Genomic DNA, 19,048 nt, shown 5'->3' on the forward strand with positions numbered 1-19,048 from the left:
AGATATAGCCCGGCCTGAAGAGATGGTCAGTGCTTAATCTCTTCGTCTTTCACATACATGTTGGCCCACGCGCGGTCGATCAGCTCTGGTGTCATCTGGTAAGGGATGCCCTCATATTCGCAGACCGCAATCATCTGATCTATCAGAAAGTTCGCGTGATAGTTGGCATAGACGTTGTCGATTGTCGGGTATTTGACCTTCAACAGATGGATCAACGCGGCCTCGTTGAGCGGCATCTTCTTCTTTTTCGCGACCATGGCGAACACCTTGAGGAATTCTTCCTGCGTGGGGCCGTCGATCTTGATCTTGAAGAAGATACGGCGCAGTGCCGCGCCGTCGAACATTTCGTTCGGGTGGAAGTTGGTCGAGAAAATGACCAGCGTGTCGAACGGCACCTCGAACTTCTCGCCCGATTGCAAAGCCAGAATGTCGTACTCTGCCTCCATCGGAACAATCCAGCGGTTGATCAATGCCTGCGGCGGTTCTTCCTGACGGCCAAGGTCGTCCACGATGAACACGCCACCGGTCGACTTCAATTGGAGCGAAGCCTGATAGGTGCGCGAGGTGGCGTTGTAGTTCAGGTCGAGCATGTTCAGCATCAACTCACCACCGGTCATAACGGTGGGGCGCTCGCACATCAGGTAGCGCTTGTCGTAGCGGTTGTCGGTGCGGCGTAGCGAGGACACCTGAACGGCATCATCCTCAATCAGTGTGTGTACGATCGGGTCGTACAGCGTCACCACTTGCCCCGCGTATTCGATGCATTGCGGGATGTAGATCATGTCGCCAAGTGCGTCGCGGATACCGTTGGAGATCGCCGATTTACCGTTGCCGGGAGGGCCATAGAGCAAGATTGAGCGACCAGAGCTGACGGCGGGCCCAAGATCATTCAGCAGATGTTCCGGCAGGATCAGATGCCCCATGGAGCCCAGCAGCTTGTCACGTGTGATCTGGATGTTGCGAACGGACTGGCGTTTTACCTGCTCTTTATACATTTCGAGCGGCACGGGCAGCGCGCCGTAATATTCGGACTGCGACAGCGCATCCAGTGCACGGGATTTGCCGGCGTCTGACAACTGAAATGCCATCTCGGAACCGGAGCCTGCGTGCAGCGTACCTTGCGCCTCGATCAGTTTCTGTTCGCGGGTGATCTCGACCAGTTGTTGGGTCAGGGGCATCGAGAGGCATATCGCCTCTGCCATCTGCGAGACGTGTTCGAGGTTTTTGCGAAAGATCGTCTTCAACAGGATGTCGCGCATCATCACGATGCTAAGACCGGTATCCTTCAATGATTTCGGGGGAACCGGCGCCTGAACGCCAGTGGTCGTGTGCATATTCATGTGCTCTGCCTCGCGCGCCGATTGTTCGGCATCCTTCCAAATAGGTTACTGATTTTGCCGGATCCAAACAACAAAAACCGATCTCGCTTCAAAAAGCAGGCCAGCTGGGCTAGCCTCCGTGAATAATGAACACCGCCAACAGAGCGGGACATGGGGATGATGAGCATGGACGACGGTATGGATAAGGCCGGAGCAAGGCTTTTTCTTGTTTATCTGCTTGGATTGGTCGCTTTTTTGGGCGGGCTGAGCTTGGCAAAGGGCGGGCTCTATGTGGACCGTCACGAGGGTGACACCCTCCACTTGATCGAGATAGTGTTGAGAATGGCCGACGGTGAATGGCCGCATCTAGATTTCGTAACCCCCTTGGGCGCATTGAGTTTTCTGCCTATCGTCGGATTTGTGAAAGCGGGTTTTGGCGTAGGTACGGCGATTTTGCTGGCGCAGATCAGCGTCGCGTTGCTGCTTGTTCCGATGGTTTGGTGGCTTGGATACAGCCGACTCTCGCGCGGCATGGCTTACGGCGTCGGGGCATTGGTTATGGTTCTTGTTTTGGCCATGATTCATGGCGAGGCGACGGCCTCTATATCGCTTTCGATGCACTACAACCGATGGGCGTGGGCCCTGGCGTTCACGTCCATCCTGATCGCCGTGCTGGATCCGAAGCGTGCGCCGAACCAGTGGGCGGACGGGATCGTGTTTGGCATAGCATTCAGTTTTTTCGTCATGGGCAAGATCACCTTTGGCGTCGCCTTCGCGCCGGGTGTTGCGGTTGCATTGATCTTGCGCGGACAATGGCGTGCGATTGTGGTCGCTATCGGGGTCGTTGCCGTTGTTGGATTAGCGCTTACTCTAATGGCAGGTGCCGCACTCTGGCCGGCATATCTGGCTGATCTTGCCCTTGTTGCTAGTTCCGACATTCGTCCGCGTGCGGGTGAAGACTTGGCTACTTTACTGACGGCCCCGCAATATGTGCTGGGCACCGTGGTGCTGGTGCTCTGCGTGGTGGTTCTGCGGCGGGGGGTGAACCCAACTTTGGGGCTGGTGCTGATGCTACTGGGCCCGGGTATGATTTACGTGACCTACCAAAATTACGGCAACGATCCGAAATGGTTAGCCCTTCTTGCCGTGATGGTGCTTGCGGTGTCTCGAACACCGCAGATCATCGCGTTGGCCGTCGTAGCTTGCACTCTAATCGCCCCTTCCTTTTACAACATGGCCACGAGCGCTGTCCGTCATCTTGTCGCGGATAGGGCGGGTTACACTGCTTTGTTCGCAGACACGCTCTATGCCGAGCGGCATGGGGACTTCTTTACGAAGACGGATCGGGCGGACAATATTCTTGTGCGCACCCCAATGGTTTTTGGCAGCGAGGAATTCGCATATCTCAATGAACGCGCGGAGCATTCACCGCTGCCGGAGTTTCAAGGCGAGAAGCTGACGCATTGTGTTCAACAGTTGGGAATGATCGGTGTTTCACACGCCATAGCGCGGGATATGGACACCGCCGGACTCTCAGAGGGTAAGTCTGTTTTTGTGGCCGACACGATCGGGAATTTCTGGATGTTCGGGGGGCTGGAGCCCACGTCGGGCGCTGCACCTTGGTATTACGGGCAGCTCAAGGGATACGAGAACGCGGACTACTTCCTGATTCCTGCATGCCCGACTACACCGCAGGCCTACCGGTCCATTTTGGCGGATGTTGCTGCGCGTGGTGAGGAGTTGAAAGAGATACGCCGCACCGAGCTCTATACGCTTTACGAGCGTCCCTAGAGCAAAGCCGTGCGAACGAGGTAGATGATCAGGGTAACGCCCAAAGGTAGGCCCATGGGGAAGTCCCGGGTCCGCTCCCAGCTTTCCCAATGGGGCGCGAGTGTACGGAGCGGGCTGATCCTCGCTAACCGGTGAAGAACAAAGGCTATAATTGTCGTAACGGCGAAGATTGCCGCGACCGAGGTGCCGTCTGTGGTCGCAACGAACGGTGCCATTGCAGCCGCGAATTTTGCATCACCCGCACCAACGATGCCAGTTATCGTCATGAGAAAGCCTATCGCCAGCACAATCGCGAAATGTGCGTAGCGCCATAGGTAAGCCTCGAGCGGTAGAGTTAGTAATCCGACAACGATGAATAACGCCATCAACGCCAGCACGGCTTTGTTGGGAATCTTCATTCGGGCAAGATCGCTCCATGCGACCCAAAGCGAAATCAGGGTCGCAAGGGGCAGGACCCAGAGCGCGAACATGGCCATCAGTTAGCTTTCCAGCGTGCGCAGCGACCGGATGGCAGCCTCGAAGTGTTGTGGATGGGTCTCAATAGCTTCTTCCAGAAGTGTCTTGCCGATTTCCACGTCACCTTGCTTGATGGCCGTCAGCGCCATCGTGTGAAGCAACTGGGCACGTTCGGTCTGCGTCACTTGGATGATCGGCAGAGTGTAATTCTTCCGCGCGCCGCGAGCCAAAATCATGTTGTTCTTGGCGGTGAAGAGGCTGGGATCATAGGTGATCGCTTCGCCAAACAGCCGTTCGGCTTCGTCATAATCGCCGCGGGTGAGTTTCGAGAAACCCCAGTTATTCAACACAGAACCGGGAGTCGTCGTTAGCCCGACTGCGGTTTGGTAGAAACTGTCTGCCTTGTTCCACTCCTTGTTGGTATCGGCGATGATCGCCTCCAACCGGTAGCGCTCAAAGTTCTCGAAGGTGGGGGGGACGCCGTCCAAGACCTTTTCGGCCTTCTTCCATTCGCCTTGGCGGACCAGCGCATTGGCGTAGGAAATCTGGTCGTCGTTGGTTGCTTCGGGGTGCTTGGTGATTTTTGCCCAGATCACAGCCGCCTCGGTAGCGCGTTTCGCCCGAAGGAGTGAAGTTCCCAAACCGCGTTGAAGGTCGAGCCGGTCTGGATTATCTTGGGTCGCTTTCTGGAAATAGGTGACCGCTTCGTTAGGATCCGCGACCGTAAGCATGATGTCGTTGAGATTGCTCTCATCGATAACATTGACGTTTTTGAGGGTCTTGCTGAACTCGCCATTGCCACGTTTTTCGCACGCGGTAAGGGCAATGACGCTGATAAGACACAGCATTCCTGTCTTCATGTGGCGCATGGGGCGTCCTCTACTCTGCTCTCAATGGCGTTTGATCAGGGTGCCTGTAAGATCAGGTAGCGGCCGTTGCCGCGTCGCACCAAGTCAAAAGCTCTTTCGTCTTTTTCTGAACTATAGGCAGGGTTTTCCAATTTTGCGAGTGCGCGTCGAAGGTTTTCCCGAATCTCGTCAGATTTGCCACTATCCAGCGCGAAGGCGGTCTTGAAGACCCGGCTTGCCTCGCCGACCCGGCCGGTTTCCATCAGGACGACGCCCAGATTGTTCCATGCCGGCACGAAGGTCTGATCTACCTTGATGGCGCGCCGAAGCAGCTTTTCCGATTGCCCTAACCGACCCAGCCGCAGATTGGCCGATCCCAAGGCGCTTAGGACATCAACATTAGTCCCCTGTTCGCCAGCGGCGCGCAGGTAGGCTTTCAACGCCAGCTCGAATTGACCAGCGGCCATGAGCCTGTGTCCAACGCTTAGTCCGTCGACGGATTGCAAGCGTGTAACATCACCGGTGGGAGGGAAGGGATCGGCGCCTTCGCCTAGTGGAGAGGGCTTAGCCGCGCACCCGGCGAGGCCAATTCCTATTGCTATCGCACCCACCCATTTTCGCATGTTTACCCACCGCCGTTCAGATTCTTATAGATATCGTAGATCGATGGGCCGATCAAAATAATCAAAAGCGGCGGCAGACAGAACATCATTGTTCCGAGGGTGAGTTTGGTGGGCAACACGTTCGCCTTTTCCTCGGCGCGCATGACGCGTTTATCGCGCATTTCAGACGCATAGACCCGCAAAGCATCGGCAATCGAGGTGCCGAAACTCGTCGACTGGATCAACACCGTAACGAAGCTGGAAACGTCCGGCACGCCAGCGCGTTCGGCCATGTCGCGGAGCACGGTGATGCGGTCTTTACCGGCTTTCATCTCATTGGCGACCATTTGAAACTCGTCAGCCAGAGCAGGGTAGCCCGCGCGTATTTCCGCGGCGACGCGGATGATCGACTGATCCAGGGCCTGACCGGCTTCGACACAGACCAGCATCAGGTCAAGACTGTCGGGAAAGCCGCTTTCGATCTCGCTTTGACGCTCCTGACGCCGCCGTTCGATCCAGTATTTGGGCAGGTAGTAGCCAGCGCCGCCCGGAATCACGATTGCGAGGATGAGGTCGCGCGTCGACATATCGTCGCCACCCAAGATCAACACGTAAAGCAGGCCCAGTGTGAGGAACAAAAGGCCAAGGGCGAACTGCGCAAAGTGAAACGTGCGCACTGCCGACTTCTGCTTGTACCCGGCTTGCAGAAGCTTGAGCTTCATACCAGCCAGTTCCTCGACGTCTTGCGGCTCCAGGAAGTTCGCAAATTTGTCGAGTTTGTCGGTGCCGCTCGCATTGCGAAGCGATCCGTCACCGCGTTTGGAACCCCGCGCGGTTGAGCGTTGCGCTTCTTCGCGGATCCGGTCAAGCGGGTCCTTTTGCTTCTTCAACATGGTTGGCAGCGTGACCAGCACCATGATGAAGCCAAGCAGGCCAACGGCCAGCAGGGGACCTAACTCGCCGAAACGCTCGACAAGGAACAGGTTTATGGACTCGATAAACTGCATCTCATTACACCTTGATGTTGACCATGATGCGCATGAACACCATGTTCACCACCAGAAATACGCCCACGACGATACAGGCGGGGATAAAGAACTCGGTATCCTTTACCTCGGTATAGTAATCCGGCTCCATGATGTTGATGCCGACCAATGCGAGCAACGGAAACACGGACAGAAACATGCCTGACCATTTTGCTTCGGCGGTGATGGCTTTTACGCGGCGGAACAGCTTGAAGCGGGCTCGGATCACCTGAGATAGTCCGTGAAGAATTTCGGCTAGGTTACCGCCCGAAGTCTGCTGGATCGTCACGGCGACAGCGAGGAAGCGCAAATCCTGCATGTCCATCCGTTCTGCCAGATGCTTGAGGCTTTCCGATACGTCGCGACCATAGGCCGATTCATCTGCGATAACGCCGAATTCGGTGCCGAGCGGGTCTGCGACCTCTTTGGCGACGATGTTGATTGCCGACGAGAACGGGTGACCCACACGCAGGGACCGCACCATCAACTCGATCGCGTCCGGTAGCTGCTCCTCAAGCAATGCAAGGCGCTTCTTGGCCTTGTTATTCACCCAAACATAAACCGCCCCGATGCCCATGGCGAGAGCGATCACGCCCCTAACCGGTGCCGCAGCTTCCGTCATCTGCGTTAGAACAGCAAAAACGACTCCGGCCAGAACGAACATCATCGCGATCAAGGCCATCGGCGAAAATGCGATATTCGCGCGCAGCGCTTTGTCGGCAAGCATCGAATAGAACGGGATGCCGCCAGAGTTCATATGCTGGTTCATCTCCTTGCGGAGTTGCTCCAGCACCTTTTCTCGCGAGCCGCCCTTCGAGATCATGTCCAGGCGACGGTTGACCTTGTTGTTCAGGCTAATGGATTTCCCGAACACCACCAGATAGATGCCTTCGATAAGCATCAGTACGGCGACGAAGATTATGCCGTAGAGAAGTGGCTCAAAACTGATTTCCATAACTGGTTACTCCGCTGCGACTGGTTCGTAAATTGACGCGGGCAGGTCATAGCCCCATTGCTTGAACCGGTCGGAATAGTGCGAGCGAACGCCGGTTGGCGTGAACTGGCCAATGATCTTTCCATCTGGTTGCAGGCCCAGGCGTTGGTAGCGGAACACCTCCTGCATGGAGATAACGTCGCCCTCCATGCCAGTGATTTCCGTGATGGACACCATTCGGCGCGAGCCGTCCTGCAATCGGGAGGCCTGCACGATCAGGTTCACAGCGGAAGAGATCTGTGCCCGCACAGCTTTGATCGGCATCTCGATACCGGCCATGGCGATCATGTTCTCCAGACGGGAAACACCGTCGCGCGCAGAGTTGGCGTGGATTGTCGTCATGGAGCCGTCGTGGCCCGTGTTCATGGCCTGAAGCATGTCGATCACTTCCTCGCCACGTGTCTCACCCACGATAATGCGGTCCGGGCGCATCCGAAGGGCGTTCTTCAGGCAGTCCCGTTGGGACACCGCGCCCTTGCCTTCAACGTTGGCGGGGCGGCTTTCCATCCGACCGACATGGACCTGTTGAAGTTGAAGTTCTGCCGTGTCCTCAATGGTCAGGATGCGTTCGGAATTGTCGATGAAGGACGAAAGCGCGTTGAGCGTCGTGGTTTTACCGGAGCCGGTACCGCCCGAGACGATCACGTTTAAGCGGCAAGCGACTGCTGCTTGCAGATAGGCTGCCATTTCTTCCGAAAATGCGCCAAAGCGGACAAGGTCATCGATCGCCAGCTTTTCTTTTTTGAACTTACGAATTGAAACCAAGGAGCCGTCCACGGCAATTGGCGGCACCATTGCGTTGAAGCGAGAACCATCTTTTAGACGCGCGTCAACGTAAGGGTTGGATTCATCCACACGACGCCCCACCGCGGATACGATCTTGTCGATGATACGCAGCAAATGCCGTTCGTCTTTGAAACGCGTGTTTGTTAGCGTCAGTTTACCGTCCCGCTCGACGAACACGCGGTTGGGTCCGTTCACGAGAATGTCGTTTACGGTATCATCTTTGAGAAGCGGCTCGAGCGGGCCGAGACCCGTCACTTCGTCGAACAGTTCCGCGTGCAGGGTCTGCCGCTCGTCCTTCGTCAGGATTACGGCCATTTCTTCAAGGCCTTCGGCGCAAATTGCGACGATCTCGGCTTTCAGGTCAGCCTCAGGCGCGTTTTCCAGTGCAGCAAGGTTGAGGTTGTCGAGCAATCGGTGGTGAAGCTCCGACCGGACTTCTTCCAGACGCTGACGGCGCTTGAGCTCCTTGTCCTGCGCAATCACTTCCGCAGGTGCGATTGGAAGCTTGGTCTCCGCCTTTCGCATGGATTGCGAGCTGGACGCCTTTGGTGCAGGAGCTGCGGGCGCAGCCGCCGGTTTGCCTTGCGCATTCGCGGCGGCATCAGTTTTTTTGTAGCGCGAAAACATGCTGGTAACCTTTCGTTATCCTGTGGCTTCCGCCTGGTTCGTCTCGTGCAGAGACAAAGCCAGCTTGGCGATTTCTTTACGCAGCGGGTTCTTTGCCGCCGTATCGACCAAAGGAAGACCGTGATCGCAGCTCTGGGCGACCTGCTTTCCGCCATCAGGCATGTGCAATTCAATTGAAATATCAAGGCTTTCTGCCATGCGTTTGGCGCGACTTTTGCCTGAGAGATCGGTGAATTTCGGGGCGCGATTGAGCACGTAGCGGATCTTTTCGTACGGAAGGTCCTCGGATTTCAGCGCGCGGATCATACGGATCGTATTCTGAGCCGACCGCATATCGAGTTCCAGCATACCGAAATAAACGTCCGACATTCCCAAAACAGTTTCGGTCCACTGAACGAGCGTGGTCGGCATGTCGATGATCACATAGTCAAAGTTGCGCCGCGCCGTCGCGACAAGTTTTTCAATATCATCAGGTCCGATCATATCCAGCGGGATCATGTCAGCCGGAGCGGTCAGAACCTGCACCTTGTCGTTGAAAGTAAGAAGTGTCGCGCGGAAGGCGTCGTCATCCATGCTTTCGATGTCCGACAGCATCTCCAAAACGGCGTCGCGTCGAGGCAGGTCAAGGTAGGTCGATGCAGAGCCGAACTGAAAGTCAAGATCAAGCAGGCAGACACTCACGTCTGACTTCTTGTCAACGGTCGCCAGTTCCCAAGCGAGGTTGACCGCAAAGGTCGACGCGCCGGAGCCGCCGGCCAACCCGTGAATGGGAAGCACGACGCCGTCGTTTGTTCCGACTTTGCCGGTGGCTACGTGCGCGGTTTGCGGTTCGGCAGGTGTCTGGGCGACTTCTGCTAGCACAACTGGCTTCTTGATGCGCTCGATCGAGTCGTGGAGCGCGCCTTCGGGAAGCGGGTAGGGGACAAAATCGTCCGCGCCCAGTTTTAGCAGCTGGTGTAGCGCGATGGGGGAGACGTCTTCGGCGATGAGGATGACTTTGACGCCGACCTCTTTTGCGCGGCCAATGACGTCGCCAACCAGCGTTAACGCGTCCTCGTCGGAACTGTCCACAGCGACTGCGATGAATTCCAGCTGCGAGGCATCCGGTTGTGACAGGTACGCATTGGCATCCTCAAAGCTAAGGTCACCCCAAGCTTCGCCGAGCTCCGTTTCCATGTCTTCGATCAAAAGATCGAAGTTCTGCACGTCGCGGGCGACGGTACAGGCGGTGATCGGCGCCGGTTCGGTTTGTAAAGCTACACTGCTCGTCATGCTTAGAATCCCATTTGGCCAAAACAGGGCCGGGTTCGTGTTAACGAGGGTACCTTTCTTAAGGGTTAGCGCCCCCGCCAACTGTTTGCGGTATTTAAACCAACATGCCGACTTTAAGCGGATTGTGGCTTATCTCATGACAAGGAATGCTTAAGAAAAGGGGCGAGAATGGGGCTAAATTAGCGAAAAACTGAGGTATTATTTCCGTTATTGAACTATTCTCTCTCTCGCGAGGGTTTCTGCGCTCTTTGCGGTTTGCACATATTCGCGATGCACGAGGATCCCGTATTTGCCGCTGAGCAGCATTGGGTGGTTCTTCACAAAGCCGGTCACCTCGGTCACCGTCCGGCGGTTGCGCCGTTCGCGGTTCTCGGTAAGAACAATCGGGCGCGTTTCGCCGAATGAAGCGACAGCTTCCAAACGCGAACGGCTGATGCCTTGAGAAGTCAGGAACGCGACAACAGCCTGCGCGCGGCGCAATCCTAGTGCTTTGTTCGCCGCATTCGAGCCAACCAGATCCGTGTGGCCGTAAACACGGAACCGCACTTCAGGGAACTGACTAATCCAGTTTGCCTGCTCAAGCAGGGCAGCACGCGCGTTTGCGTCCAGAGCTGCCGAGTTGAACTCGAAATTCACCTGAGTGTTCACATCGGATGCGAAACGGTGACCTAGAGTCTCGGCGACCGCGATTGAGCCGTTGCCGACAAGTGTATTCGTCATGGTGGGGTTGCCGAAGCCGCCCTCATCAAGACTACCTCCAGCTTCACGGGCAAACGTGTCGCTGGGTCCGGAGCATGCCGATAGGCTAACCGTCATTGCGACGATCATAGCGAGATGAGAAGTAGTTTTAAGCATCTGATATTACTCCAAAACATAGCCGTAGGAGCCAGAGAAGTCCTGGCGGGCCACTTCGCCCGTGGTGGTGCGGCGGGTCCGTACTTCACGTGCAACTGTTCCGTTGAGGAAGAAGTCACGTTCGGTTGGCGGACGAACACGGTCGGTCGAGACGACGAGTGCGTTGCCACGCGTGGGGGAGACAAGGTGTGCGGTCACGATCACCACCAGTTCGGACTGGCGACGCTCATAGTTCGCACTGCGGAATAGTGCGCCCAAAACCGGAATGTCACCTAACCAAGGAACCTGGCCCGCGACGTCGCGGAAATCGTCTTCAAGAAGCCCGGCGATTGCAAAACTCTCGCCGTCACGCATTTCCACGACTGTGGACGATGCCCGTTTCGAGAACGCATTTACCGAGAAGCCGTTGTTCTGGACTACGACGGTTGGATCCAAGCCAGATACCGCAGTATCAAGCTTGAGGTTGATGATGTCCTCGTCCAATACGGTCGGCGTAAATTTCAATTCAACACCAAACGGCTTGTAGCTGATCCGCACCGAGCCGTCGTCCTCGATAGGAATCGGATACTCGCCACCTGCAAGGAACGTGGCCTCTTGGCCAGAAAGGGCGGTCAGGTTCGGTTCTGCAAGGGTGCGTACCATGCCTTTTTCTTCAAGGGCTTCCAGCACGACCAGCGCGCGGAGCGACCCGCTGCCGAAGCCGAACGAGAAGACCCCGTTACGCTCACGCGCGGAGTTGACAGTGCCGGGCGTACTTCCGGAGCCAAGGGAGCCAGCTTGGTTACTTGAGTTTGAAAGAGTGTTTGTAAAGCCGTTTGACCCGAAAGAGCCTCCGGCCGTCTGAAAGCCCAAGCTTGCGGAAAGGTCCTTTGATACAGAGCGGCGCATTTCTGCGAAGCGCACCTTCAGCATGACTTGCTGTGTGCCACCCACGCTCATCAAGTTGGATACAGCTTCAGGGGCGTAACGCTCAGCTAGGTCCAAGGCGCGATCAAGTTTGGCGATGCTGGACACGGTTCCGGAAAGAACGAGCCCGTCATTTGCGGTGCGTACCTCGATCTGCTCACCCGGAAGGATTTCACGAAGGCGTTCCTTGAATTCCGAAAGGTCCGGAGACACTCGCACCGACACGTTGGTAATCAGGCGCCCATCGGCGCCCAGCAGGGTTAGTGTGGTCCGTCCCGGCGATTTTCCAAGCACATATATAGTGCGATCGGAGAGGGTGGCGATGTCTGCAATGGCGGGGTTTGCGACCGACAGCTCGGCAAACGGCACATCACTTTCGACCACAACCGCGCTATTGATCGCGACATTGAGTTTGCGGGCGGTCGACTGGTTGGTCACCTTCAATTGCTGTGCAAAGCCGGTTTCCGGGACGAAAGTGGTGAGTGCGAGACCGAACAAGCCTGCGCAGAAATACTGCTTCAATTTCATTGTGATCCTGCCTCTCTGATCACTAAGGGGAACGGGTCTTTTGCCCATTTTCTCCTGAACCATGCGCGAATTCTGTTTTTATTGCAAGAATCAGGTGTTTATAGCGTGACGTTTATGTGGGCCTGTCGCAACACAACGCAAATTGTGGTGTTCAACTAGGCTCGGCACCCAATATAGGGTGCCGTCTTGAGTTTCGTCAGAGTCATATTATGCTTATTCGTTGCAAGCGATCGGGATCTCGACCACTTCGGCACCTTTGCGCGTTTTGATGGTACAAACCTTTTCGGCTTTCGCCTCTACGGTCTTCTCTTCGAGAATGCCCAAAAGCTGATTCTGGTCAATCTCGACAGAGGCCACCTCGGTGTCATCACCGGCGCCGACCAAGGACAAGGAAAGACGCCCTGACGACTGGGCTTGCGCAAGTGCGCCGACCTCTGCGGGGGACGCGGCCACGGTTACGGTGCGCGCGATCGTAGGAGCCGAGCGATCGCCGTCAGCGATTTGGTCAACGGCCAACAGTTTGAGGCGCGTGTCAATCAATTTGGTGACTTCGCGTCCTTGGCTAGCACCTGTCCAGTAAACATCCACGTGATCGCCGGGACGCAAGAAGCCGGAAACGCCGGAGGATACGTCCACCCGCAACGCAAAAGCCCGCATACCCTTCTCCAGGCGTGACGACACTCCGGCATCTTCACCGGGTTCAGTTACCTTGGAGATCAACACAGCCTCATCTTTTTCCATTACCCGAAGCACGGTGCGCAGTGCGCCGGTAGGCGGGAACAAATCCTCACCCTTTTGAAACGCGCCTTCTGGAATCGCGTTGTTGGGCCATGAGACGATCTGGACATCTTCCTTGGTCAGCGTTTCACCGTAAGCGATCTGCCGTTTGACAGTGAACACTGCCTCTAGCGGGACGTTGCTTTTCAGCAGCTTTTCCTGCGCCGCAACCTTCGCCTGATACTGATCAAATCTGTTCTTTGCCATATATGCCGCGAAGCCCGCTAGCGCGACCCCGATGACAAGTACCAACCCAAAAACCATTCGCATTTTTTGCCCCTTGTTTATTCAACACGTCCTGCCGCTCGCGTGGTGCAGGCACACTCGTATGTAGCTTTGATGCAGGGAGATTGCGGCAAAAGGGTGGAGCAGACGTGAATTTACGACGGCATTGTCCGAAAATCGACGATCAGAATGAGGTGCTGATGGATTGACTGCTAAGAGCGCCCTCGATATCACCGCTCAGGTCGTCCGTTCCGTCGATGACGACACCCATTGACGCAAGAGCCAAGCCTATGACGCCAGCTGCGAGGATAACCCAATCGATGGTTACAGCCCCGCTCTCATCTTCCCAAACTTTATACGCCAAACACGCCATACTACTCTCCAGAAGCATAGATCTAAGAAATCTTACCACGATATTATGACATATCGCAGGCAAATAAGGCAAAAATTAGAAAAATTAAGGCGCTTGCGCCACATTCCGCCGGGCGCGCGGAAACGAACCGTTTCCCGCTTTGCATAAGCAGTGCGCTAAAGCGCCTAGTATAACCCAGACAGACCACGCTGGTGAAAGCGCGGCACAGGGTCTACGTGTTGGTGGCGTAATCAGAATGTGGAGATTTTATCTTGGGCTTCCAACCGGTAGCCTCGCTCTTCTTCCAGCTCTTCTACGCCGTCGACGATCCCGGCCACTGCGAAGACACCGAAAACCACAAGGACCCCACCCATTGCCATAACTTCGACAGTTATCGCTCCCGCGTCCTCTCGGAAGAATTTCTTTATGAGTATTTTCAGTGTCATGGTTTGTTCCTCAAGTTTTTTGCTAACAAGATACTGATTTGCGTCGGCTTTCACGTCCTTCGGAATGCTACCAGCTAAAAAGGCTGTTCTGTTAAGCGGCGATTGACGCTGCTCAGTTCAGATACGCATCCCCTTACTGAAACGAGGTCGAAACAGTTTGGGTCGTTAGCTGGGTTTCAATGTCACCAGACAGGTCTTCCATACCTTCGGAAACGGGGGCCATAACGGCGACACCCAAACCGACAATGGCTGCGGTCAGCACGACCCAGTCTACGGTCACGGCGCCAGCTTCGTCAGTTGCGAATTTTTTGATTAATGTGTTCAGTGTCATAGTGCATCCCATCCAAGGGTATAAGCTTAGTTTCTCAGTCACTCGTGAAGCTTGTCCAACGCGTTCAACCTCTGCTCCAGGCTATGTCGCTGTCGTGACTATATTAACCATCCCCTCTGAGAGGACAGGCGCGAAGACCGGCGGCATGCGAATGCGAATTTTTCTCAAGAATCATTCACGAGTTGCAAGTCGCGTTGAAAAGGCCGCGCCCCGAAGAACGCGGCCTCATCTCTGTAGTCGCTAAGTAATGGCAGTTGCGCTTAGAACGCGGCTGCAACACCTTGCGTGGTCAGCTGGTTTTCGATGTCGCCGGACAGATCTTCCAGACCGTCGGAGACCGAAGCCATAACTGCGATGCCCAGGCCAACGATGGCTGCGGTCAGCACAACCCAGTCAACGGTCACGGCGCCAGATTCGTCAGCTGCGAAATTCTTGATCAGTGTGTTCAGTTTCATAGTGTATCCCTCCAAGGATGTAAGTTAAGTTCAGTTTCCAAGTTAACCTTGACGCTAGTTCGACCCGGCCAGCCTCTGTTCTAGACCGTGTCGCCGTCTTGGTATGCAGTATGTATCCCCCTCAATCGGGGCGAGAATTGGGCGCGAATGGTTCCTTTTCAGAGCAGGGCGCGAAATCTAGCTAAAAATCTATAAGCATATGATTTTTATATAAAATATGTTAATATATTTGATCTCTGGGCGTAAAATTGTTGGAGGATTTGCGTCAATTCGGGCGCAGCTATCGCGATTGTTGCTTGCATGCAGTAGTATCGGAGCGGCTTTTCTGCCAAGTTCACTAAAAATATATAAGTTAACGACAAGTCGGGCAGGCGAATGTCGACATTAATCCGCGTACTCATCATCTCGCTATGCGTTAGCATGGCCTACCCGGCAGTTGCAGAGCAGGCGAAACCAGCATTCGGCGGTAACTTCACTTTCAAAAAGATTGGCCCCCCGAAGCAAGGCGCGAAAAAACTGATCACGATTCAGATCGAGTCGAAGCCTGCGGAAAGTAAAACAGCCAAAGCCCCCGATGCTGTGACCCCTTCACCTGCACCTTCACAAATAGACTGGTTTTGGCAAGCCGTGTCGCCATCTATCGAGGCGACTGCGCCAGGGCGCTTTACCAACGCGGTAGATAGCTTGGGCAAAGCGCCCAAAGGCAAGGGGGTAGCGGCTCCCAGACTGGAGGCCATGCAGTCAATTGCATCCCAGTACGGCACTACGATCCTTCTGGAGACTTTGAATAAGCGGATATCGCCCGCGTTCGTCCTTGCGCTCATCTCGGTGGAGTCCGGGGGTCGCAGCAGCGCTGAAAGCCACAAGGGCGCGCAGGGCTTGATGCAGCTTATCCCCGATACGGCAGCGCGCTTCGGGGTGACGGATAGCAATGACCCCGCGCAGAACATTAAAGGCGGGGTGGCTTATCTTGAGTGGCTGATGGATGAATTCAAAGGCGATCCGATTCTGGCGCTTGCCGGATATAACGCCGGCGAAAATGCCGTGAAGAAACATGGCGGCGTGCCTCCGTATGCGGAAACGCGCAACTACGTCCCGAAGGTTCTTGCCGCATGGAAGGTCGCCAAGGGAATGTGCCTCTCGCCGCCCGAATTGGTATCAGACGGCTGCGTATTCAGAACGGACGGTTAGTCCTACCGGTTCTATTCAATCCTCAAGAACCGGGAAGTGCCCGAACTGTTGTCGAAGAACGGCACACTTGAAGGTGCCTCCATCGTTCGGGCCAGTGCGTCGACTTCGGCCAGAACGACCTCGGTAATGAATGGGAGGTTCAAAGACCGCGCTTCGGTTAACGGCACCCAATGCAGGTGCCGCAACTCGTCGCTGGCCTGAGAAAAGTCGTCGAGATCAGTTTCGATCATATTGTCGGCATCAGCCAGAAAGAACCGCGCGTCAAAACGACGTGGCCGGGCAGGGGGGGTGATAGCCCTGAAGAAATATATCAGACCGTTGCATTGCTTGAGCGTGAGCCCGGTTTCTTCCCAAGTCTCGCGCAACGCAGCCGCGAGCAATGCCGAACCGTGTCCCCCCAGCCGCGCAAGGCATTTCGGCGAGGGTGCCCCCGGCAGAGCCACCGACGCATCTTCCGGATCCACCGCGCCGCCCGGAAACACGAACTTGTCAGGCATGAATGCGGCGTTCTTGCCCCTTTGACCCATAAGCACCTTCGGCGTGCTGTGTGCATCTCGCAAGAGCACCACGCTTGCGGCGTCCCGGATCGGAGGTTGTGTCATGGACATGATGCGGACCTTTCATGCGCTGTCATTAAAGAAACAGCCCGTGGCGACTACAATACACTATGCAGTTTGAACCCGTGCATCCGCTTCGCCCACTGAAGGGCGACGATCGCGCCCTTGAGGCGGGGCAGCAGGTAAAGCGAAAGGGCGACGCATCCGATTGTAAAGATCGTAGCAACGACGAGCGGATCGGGTTCAAACTTGAAGAACGTCCACAGCAGCAAGGGTGCCATCACGTGTCCGACAATCAAGATCGTCAGGTAGGCCGGGCCGTCATCCGCGCGGTGATGGCTCATGTGTTCCTGGCAAACGGCGCATTCGTCCCGCACCTTCAAGTAGCTTGAAAACATCGGGCCTTGCCCGCAATTGGGGCAGCGGCGGCACCATCCGCGTAGCAATGCGGGCTTGAGTTCGCGTTCAGATTCTTCGGCCACCATGTCTCTCACTATACTTATGCATTTGTCACAGGCGCACAGTTTAGATTCAGTCGCGCGGTAATGCAGGGTGACAGGATGTCTCGGGGTTCAATCCTTGGTTCACCAGAAAAATTCCGTTTCCAGCGACGGAAGGCAGCTTCTGCCACGTTAAAGATGTGTATCGGCGGCAATGAGGGCCGAACGACAAAAATATAACGGAGATTTGGAATGTCACTACTCAACGTAAACCTTAAGGCGAAACTACTTCTGGCGGGGCTGGGCGTAGCTCTTGCGGTGACGCCAATGATTGCTCAGGCGAAGGGGGCACATAGCCCACGTGCCTCATTCGAGGAATTTGACGCCGATGGAGATGGCCGCATTACCGAAGCTGAGATGCTTGCCCATCGTGAGGCTCGCTTCGCCCAAGCTGACAGCGATGGAAACGGGTTGCTGTCACGCGATGAGTTGCAAGCCGCTGCCGAGAGCCGTCGAGCACAACGGTTTGACCGCATGATCGAGCGCTTTGATACGGACAAAGATGGGTCACTGAGCCAAGCTGAAATTGCGGAGATGGGTGGCGAGCGTCGTGGGCGCGGCTTCACGCGTATGGATGCAGACGGCGACGGCGTGATCACGAAGGCGGAGTTCGAGCAGCGCGGCGGGATGCGGCGTGGTGGCAAGCGCCACGGCGGCAATCACTACAAGTAATGTATCACGGGGCGGCGCGCTTTGATGTCGCCCCGCATACAGCTTTCGGGTAGCGTGACGCTGGATGGAAATGGCTCTGGATCAATCGGATCAGCTTGATGATGATGCGCTGCTCGTGCTCTTCGCCAATGGTGACAGTGCGGCCGCCGCTACGCTGACCATCCGTTTGGCCCCGCAAGCTCTGAGTTTTGCACGGCGTATGCTGGGTGATCTGGCCGAGGCCGAGGATGTGGTTCAGGAAGCGATGTTGAAACTTTGGCGCGTAGCACCCGACTGGCGACCCGGTGAAGCACGGGTGTCAACTTGGCTCTACAGAGTGGTCAACAATTTATGCATTGACAGGATCCGCAAACGCGAGCGTGCAAACGTTGGGCTGGATGATGTCACGGAGCCTGCGGACCCCACGCCGTCGGTCGAAGCGAAACTAATTCACGCTGACCGCATCGCCGTTTTGGATGAAGCACTCTCGGAGCTTCCGGACCGGCAACGCCAAGCGGTGGTTCTTAGACATATCGAAGGCTTGGCGAACCCCGAAATTGCCTTGGTCATGGAAACCAGCGTCGAGGCCGTCGAAAGCCTGACCGCGCGCGGAAGACGGGCGCTTGCAGTTATACTTGCCCCACAGAAGAAAGAGTTGTCGCTATGAAAAAAGATGCTGATTTGGTTGAAGGTGTCGAGAGTGATGTCGATGTTTATTTTGCTCAAGCACGTAGCGAAGCGCCGCTGCCCTCAGCGGCTTTGTTGGCGCGCATAGTTGAGGACGCGAGGCTGGCACAAGCGGAAATACTGGACGCGAGTCAGCCGAACCCAGAGGTGAGATTGCCTTGGTGGAGGCAGTTTCTTAACGATATCGGTGGTGTGCCTGCCGCGGGCGGATTGGTGGCTTCTGCATGCGTCGGGATTTATTTGGGTTTCCTTAACCCTGATTTTGCTCTCGGTCCGGGCGAGGCAAGTATCAACGAAGCATTGGAAACGGACGTAGTGATGAGCGCTGCGTTGCTTGGTGATCTATATTGGATTGAGGAAGGGTGACGCGGATGAGTGAGAACCCGGGGGGCACTCCCCGCCGTGTAAAAGTGGTGCTGGTCGTATCGTTGGCATTGAACCTGCTGGTTCTGGGCGCGGTTGTCGGTGCCGTTTGGCTTGGCGGAGAGCGGGGGCATCGAGCCAATTCGGTGCGATCCGCAGACGCGAGAGCGGTTGGCATATACGGTCATGCCCTTGATAGGGCCGATCGCCGCGAGATTGGACAGCGACTGCGAACTGTGCGTCAGTCTGCGGGCCGTGAAACGCGGACCGAATTGCGCGGTCTCGCATTGGAAGCGGCTGATGTGCTACGGCGTACGCCCTTTGATAAAGGTGCATTTGCAGACATTCTTGACCGCCAACAAACTGTAATCAATGGTCGATCCGAGATTATGCGGATCGCTTTGACTGAGCACGTCGCGCTGATGAGCCAAGCCGACCGGGTCGCCTATGCGAACCGACTTATGGAAATATTGGAGCGCGGCGAAAGTAGGGCAAGGTGATGAC

22 protein-coding genes are annotated in these 19,048 nt (G+C 55.8%); 6 read left to right on the forward strand and 16 right to left on the reverse strand.

Going from position 1 to position 19,048, the window contains the following annotated elements; all coding sequences use genetic code 11:
* Nucleotides 1-26 precede the first annotated feature (26 nt).
* Entirely contained in the window at nucleotides 27-1,340 is a 1,314-nt protein-coding gene (locus THALAR_RS00905; protein WP_021099573.1) for an ATPase with chaperone activity, associated with Flp pilus assembly, read from the reverse strand.
* A 165-nt stretch (nucleotides 1,341-1,505) separates the two neighbouring features.
* On the opposite strand from THALAR_RS00905, the gene THALAR_RS00910 reads away from it, so the two are divergent.
* The gene (locus THALAR_RS00910) at nucleotides 1,506-3,110 is read left to right on the forward strand and encodes a hypothetical protein (RefSeq protein WP_154666723.1); all 1,605 of its coding nucleotides are present in this window, start codon (nucleotides 1,506-1,508) and stop codon (nucleotides 3,108-3,110) included.
* On the opposite strand, the gene THALAR_RS00915 is transcribed toward THALAR_RS00910, so the two are convergent.
* From THALAR_RS00915 to THALAR_RS00980, 13 genes are all read right to left on the reverse strand, one after another.
* Nucleotides 3,107-3,580, reverse strand: coding sequence for a prepilin peptidase (locus THALAR_RS00915; protein ID WP_322786907.1), 474 nt, complete (start codon nucleotides 3,578-3,580; stop codon nucleotides 3,107-3,109). The two genes, THALAR_RS00910 and THALAR_RS00915, sit on opposite strands and share 4 nt — an antisense overlap.
* A 9-nt stretch (nucleotides 3,581-3,589) precedes the next feature.
* Nucleotides 3,590-4,435 (reverse strand): tetratricopeptide repeat protein, encoded by an 846-nt coding sequence (locus THALAR_RS00920; protein ID WP_021099576.1) that lies wholly within the window; start codon nucleotides 4,433-4,435, stop codon nucleotides 3,590-3,592.
* Nucleotides 4,436-4,470: 35 nt separating this feature from the next.
* Nucleotides 4,471-5,037 (reverse strand): tetratricopeptide repeat protein, encoded by a 567-nt coding sequence (locus THALAR_RS00925; protein WP_040816943.1) that lies wholly within the window; start codon nucleotides 5,035-5,037, stop codon nucleotides 4,471-4,473.
* 2 nt (nucleotides 5,038-5,039) lie between these two features.
* Complete coding sequence (locus THALAR_RS00930) at nucleotides 5,040-6,023, reverse strand: type II secretion system F family protein (RefSeq protein ID WP_021099578.1); 984 nt, start codon at nucleotides 6,021-6,023, stop codon at nucleotides 5,040-5,042.
* 4 nt (nucleotides 6,024-6,027) lie between these two features.
* Nucleotides 6,028-6,996 (reverse strand): type II secretion system F family protein, encoded by a 969-nt coding sequence (locus THALAR_RS00935; protein WP_021099579.1) that lies wholly within the window; start codon nucleotides 6,994-6,996, stop codon nucleotides 6,028-6,030.
* 6 nt (nucleotides 6,997-7,002) lie between these two features.
* Entirely contained in the window at nucleotides 7,003-8,448 is a 1,446-nt protein-coding gene (locus THALAR_RS00940; RefSeq protein ID WP_021099580.1) for a CpaF family protein, read from the reverse strand.
* Between the two features lie 15 nt (nucleotides 8,449-8,463).
* A complete protein-coding gene (locus tag THALAR_RS00945) occupies nucleotides 8,464-9,720 on the reverse strand; it encodes an AAA family ATPase (protein ID WP_021099581.1) in 1,257 nt (418 codons plus the stop codon).
* Nucleotides 9,721-9,927: 207 nt separating this feature from the next.
* Nucleotides 9,928-10,548, reverse strand: a complete 621-nt coding sequence (locus tag THALAR_RS00950) for an OmpA family protein (RefSeq protein WP_021099582.1) — start codon at nucleotides 10,546-10,548, stop codon at nucleotides 9,928-9,930.
* Between the two features lie 33 nt (nucleotides 10,549-10,581).
* Entirely contained in the window at nucleotides 10,582-12,009 is a 1,428-nt protein-coding gene (locus tag THALAR_RS00955; RefSeq protein ID WP_021099583.1) for a type II and III secretion system protein family protein, read from the reverse strand.
* Between the two features lie 213 nt (nucleotides 12,010-12,222).
* Complete coding sequence (cpaB, locus tag THALAR_RS00960; RefSeq protein WP_021099584.1) at nucleotides 12,223-13,056, reverse strand: Flp pilus assembly protein CpaB; 834 nt, start codon at nucleotides 13,054-13,056, stop codon at nucleotides 12,223-12,225.
* 558 nt (nucleotides 13,057-13,614) lie between these two features.
* A complete protein-coding gene (locus tag THALAR_RS00970; protein ID WP_021099585.1) occupies nucleotides 13,615-13,809 on the reverse strand; it encodes a hypothetical protein in 195 nt (64 codons plus the stop codon).
* 133 nt (nucleotides 13,810-13,942) lie between these two features.
* Entirely contained in the window at nucleotides 13,943-14,140 is a 198-nt protein-coding gene (locus tag THALAR_RS00975; protein ID WP_021099586.1) for a hypothetical protein, read from the reverse strand.
* Nucleotides 14,141-14,400: 260 nt separating this feature from the next.
* Nucleotides 14,401-14,595, reverse strand: coding sequence for a Flp family type IVb pilin (locus THALAR_RS00980; protein WP_021099587.1), 195 nt, complete (start codon nucleotides 14,593-14,595; stop codon nucleotides 14,401-14,403).
* Between the two features lie 420 nt (nucleotides 14,596-15,015).
* Here THALAR_RS00980 and THALAR_RS00985 point away from each other — a divergent pair, with 420 nt between their 5' ends.
* Nucleotides 15,016-15,786 carry a lytic transglycosylase domain-containing protein gene (locus THALAR_RS00985; protein WP_021099588.1) on the forward strand — a complete coding sequence of 257 codons (771 nt, stop codon included), beginning with the start codon at nucleotides 15,016-15,018 and terminating at the stop codon, nucleotides 15,784-15,786.
* Nucleotides 15,787-15,797: 11 nt separating this feature from the next.
* Here the strand turns inward: THALAR_RS00985 and THALAR_RS00990 are convergent, their stop codons facing one another.
* Both THALAR_RS00990 and THALAR_RS00995 read right to left on the reverse strand, forming a co-directional pair.
* A complete protein-coding gene (locus tag THALAR_RS00990; RefSeq protein ID WP_021099589.1) occupies nucleotides 15,798-16,394 on the reverse strand; it encodes an NUDIX hydrolase in 597 nt (198 codons plus the stop codon).
* 47 nt (nucleotides 16,395-16,441) lie between these two features.
* The gene (locus THALAR_RS00995; RefSeq protein ID WP_040816951.1) at nucleotides 16,442-16,828 is read right to left on the reverse strand and encodes a DUF983 domain-containing protein; all 387 of its coding nucleotides are present in this window, start codon (nucleotides 16,826-16,828) and stop codon (nucleotides 16,442-16,444) included.
* Between the two features lie 207 nt (nucleotides 16,829-17,035).
* On the opposite strand from THALAR_RS00995, the gene THALAR_RS01000 reads away from it, so the two are divergent.
* The 4 genes from THALAR_RS01000 (at nucleotide 17,036) to THALAR_RS01015 (ending at nucleotide 19,044) form a co-directional block, all read left to right on the forward strand.
* A complete protein-coding gene (locus THALAR_RS01000; protein ID WP_021099591.1) occupies nucleotides 17,036-17,515 on the forward strand; it encodes an EF-hand domain-containing protein in 480 nt (159 codons plus the stop codon).
* Between the two features lie 64 nt (nucleotides 17,516-17,579).
* Nucleotides 17,580-18,161: an RNA polymerase sigma factor gene (locus tag THALAR_RS01005; protein ID WP_021099592.1), complete on the forward strand. Its 582-nt coding sequence runs from the start codon at nucleotides 17,580-17,582 to the stop codon at nucleotides 18,159-18,161.
* Nucleotides 18,158-18,547, forward strand: coding sequence for a hypothetical protein (locus THALAR_RS01010; RefSeq protein ID WP_021099593.1), 390 nt, complete (start codon nucleotides 18,158-18,160; stop codon nucleotides 18,545-18,547). Before THALAR_RS01005 ends, THALAR_RS01010 begins: the two co-directional genes overlap by 4 nt.
* A 5-nt stretch (nucleotides 18,548-18,552) precedes the next feature.
* Nucleotides 18,553-19,044, forward strand: a complete 492-nt coding sequence (locus tag THALAR_RS01015) for a periplasmic heavy metal sensor (RefSeq protein ID WP_040816953.1) — start codon at nucleotides 18,553-18,555, stop codon at nucleotides 19,042-19,044.
* Nucleotides 19,045-19,048 lie beyond the last annotated feature (4 nt).

Source organism: Litoreibacter arenae DSM 19593 (assembly GCF_000442275.2).
GTDB classification, from domain to species: Bacteria; Pseudomonadota; Alphaproteobacteria; order Rhodobacterales; family Rhodobacteraceae; genus Litoreibacter; species Litoreibacter arenae.

What these genes read in the sequence shown, in the direction of transcription:
- THALAR_RS00905 (WP_021099573.1), bottom strand. Translation starts at nt 1,340, where the DNA reads ATGAATATGCACACGACCACTGGCGTTCAGGCGCCGGTTCCCCCGAAA.
- THALAR_RS00910 (WP_154666723.1), top strand. Translation starts at nt 1,506, where the DNA reads ATGGACGACGGTATGGATAAGGCCGGAGCAAGGCTTTTTCTTGTTTAT.
- THALAR_RS00915 (WP_322786907.1), bottom strand. Translation starts at nt 3,580, where the DNA reads ATGTTCGCGCTCTGGGTCCTGCCCCTTGCGACCCTGATTTCGCTTTGG.
- THALAR_RS00920 (WP_021099576.1), bottom strand. Translation starts at nt 4,435, where the DNA reads ATGCGCCACATGAAGACAGGAATGCTGTGTCTTATCAGCGTCATTGCC.
- THALAR_RS00925 (WP_040816943.1), bottom strand. Translation starts at nt 5,037, where the DNA reads ATGCGAAAATGGGTGGGTGCGATAGCAATAGGAATTGGCCTCGCCGGG.
- THALAR_RS00930 (WP_021099578.1), bottom strand. Translation starts at nt 6,023, where the DNA reads ATGCAGTTTATCGAGTCCATAAACCTGTTCCTTGTCGAGCGTTTCGGC.
- THALAR_RS00935 (WP_021099579.1), bottom strand. Translation starts at nt 6,996, where the DNA reads ATGGAAATCAGTTTTGAGCCACTTCTCTACGGCATAATCTTCGTCGCC.
- THALAR_RS00940 (WP_021099580.1), bottom strand. Translation starts at nt 8,448, where the DNA reads ATGTTTTCGCGCTACAAAAAAACTGATGCCGCCGCGAATGCGCAAGGC.
- THALAR_RS00945 (WP_021099581.1), bottom strand. Translation starts at nt 9,720, where the DNA reads ATGACGAGCAGTGTAGCTTTACAAACCGAACCGGCGCCGATCACCGCC.
- THALAR_RS00950 (WP_021099582.1), bottom strand. Translation starts at nt 10,548, where the DNA reads ATGATCGTCGCAATGACGGTTAGCCTATCGGCATGCTCCGGACCCAGC.
- THALAR_RS00955 (WP_021099583.1), bottom strand. Translation starts at nt 12,009, where the DNA reads ATGAAATTGAAGCAGTATTTCTGCGCAGGCTTGTTCGGTCTCGCACTC.
- cpaB (WP_021099584.1), bottom strand. Translation starts at nt 13,056, where the DNA reads ATGCGAATGGTTTTTGGGTTGGTACTTGTCATCGGGGTCGCGCTAGCG.
- THALAR_RS00970 (WP_021099585.1), bottom strand. Translation starts at nt 13,809, where the DNA reads ATGACACTGAAAATACTCATAAAGAAATTCTTCCGAGAGGACGCGGGA.
- THALAR_RS00975 (WP_021099586.1), bottom strand. Translation starts at nt 14,140, where the DNA reads ATGACACTGAACACATTAATCAAAAAATTCGCAACTGACGAAGCTGGC.
- THALAR_RS00980 (WP_021099587.1), bottom strand. Translation starts at nt 14,595, where the DNA reads ATGAAACTGAACACACTGATCAAGAATTTCGCAGCTGACGAATCTGGC.
- THALAR_RS00985 (WP_021099588.1), top strand. Translation starts at nt 15,016, where the DNA reads ATGGCCTACCCGGCAGTTGCAGAGCAGGCGAAACCAGCATTCGGCGGT.
- THALAR_RS00990 (WP_021099589.1), bottom strand. Translation starts at nt 16,394, where the DNA reads ATGTCCATGACACAACCTCCGATCCGGGACGCCGCAAGCGTGGTGCTC.
- THALAR_RS00995 (WP_040816951.1), bottom strand. Translation starts at nt 16,828, where the DNA reads ATGGTGGCCGAAGAATCTGAACGCGAACTCAAGCCCGCATTGCTACGC.
- THALAR_RS01000 (WP_021099591.1), top strand. Translation starts at nt 17,036, where the DNA reads ATGTCACTACTCAACGTAAACCTTAAGGCGAAACTACTTCTGGCGGGG.
- THALAR_RS01005 (WP_021099592.1), top strand. Translation starts at nt 17,580, where the DNA reads ATGGAAATGGCTCTGGATCAATCGGATCAGCTTGATGATGATGCGCTG.
- THALAR_RS01010 (WP_021099593.1), top strand. Translation starts at nt 18,158, where the DNA reads ATGAAAAAAGATGCTGATTTGGTTGAAGGTGTCGAGAGTGATGTCGAT.
- THALAR_RS01015 (WP_040816953.1), top strand. Translation starts at nt 18,553, where the DNA reads ATGAGTGAGAACCCGGGGGGCACTCCCCGCCGTGTAAAAGTGGTGCTG.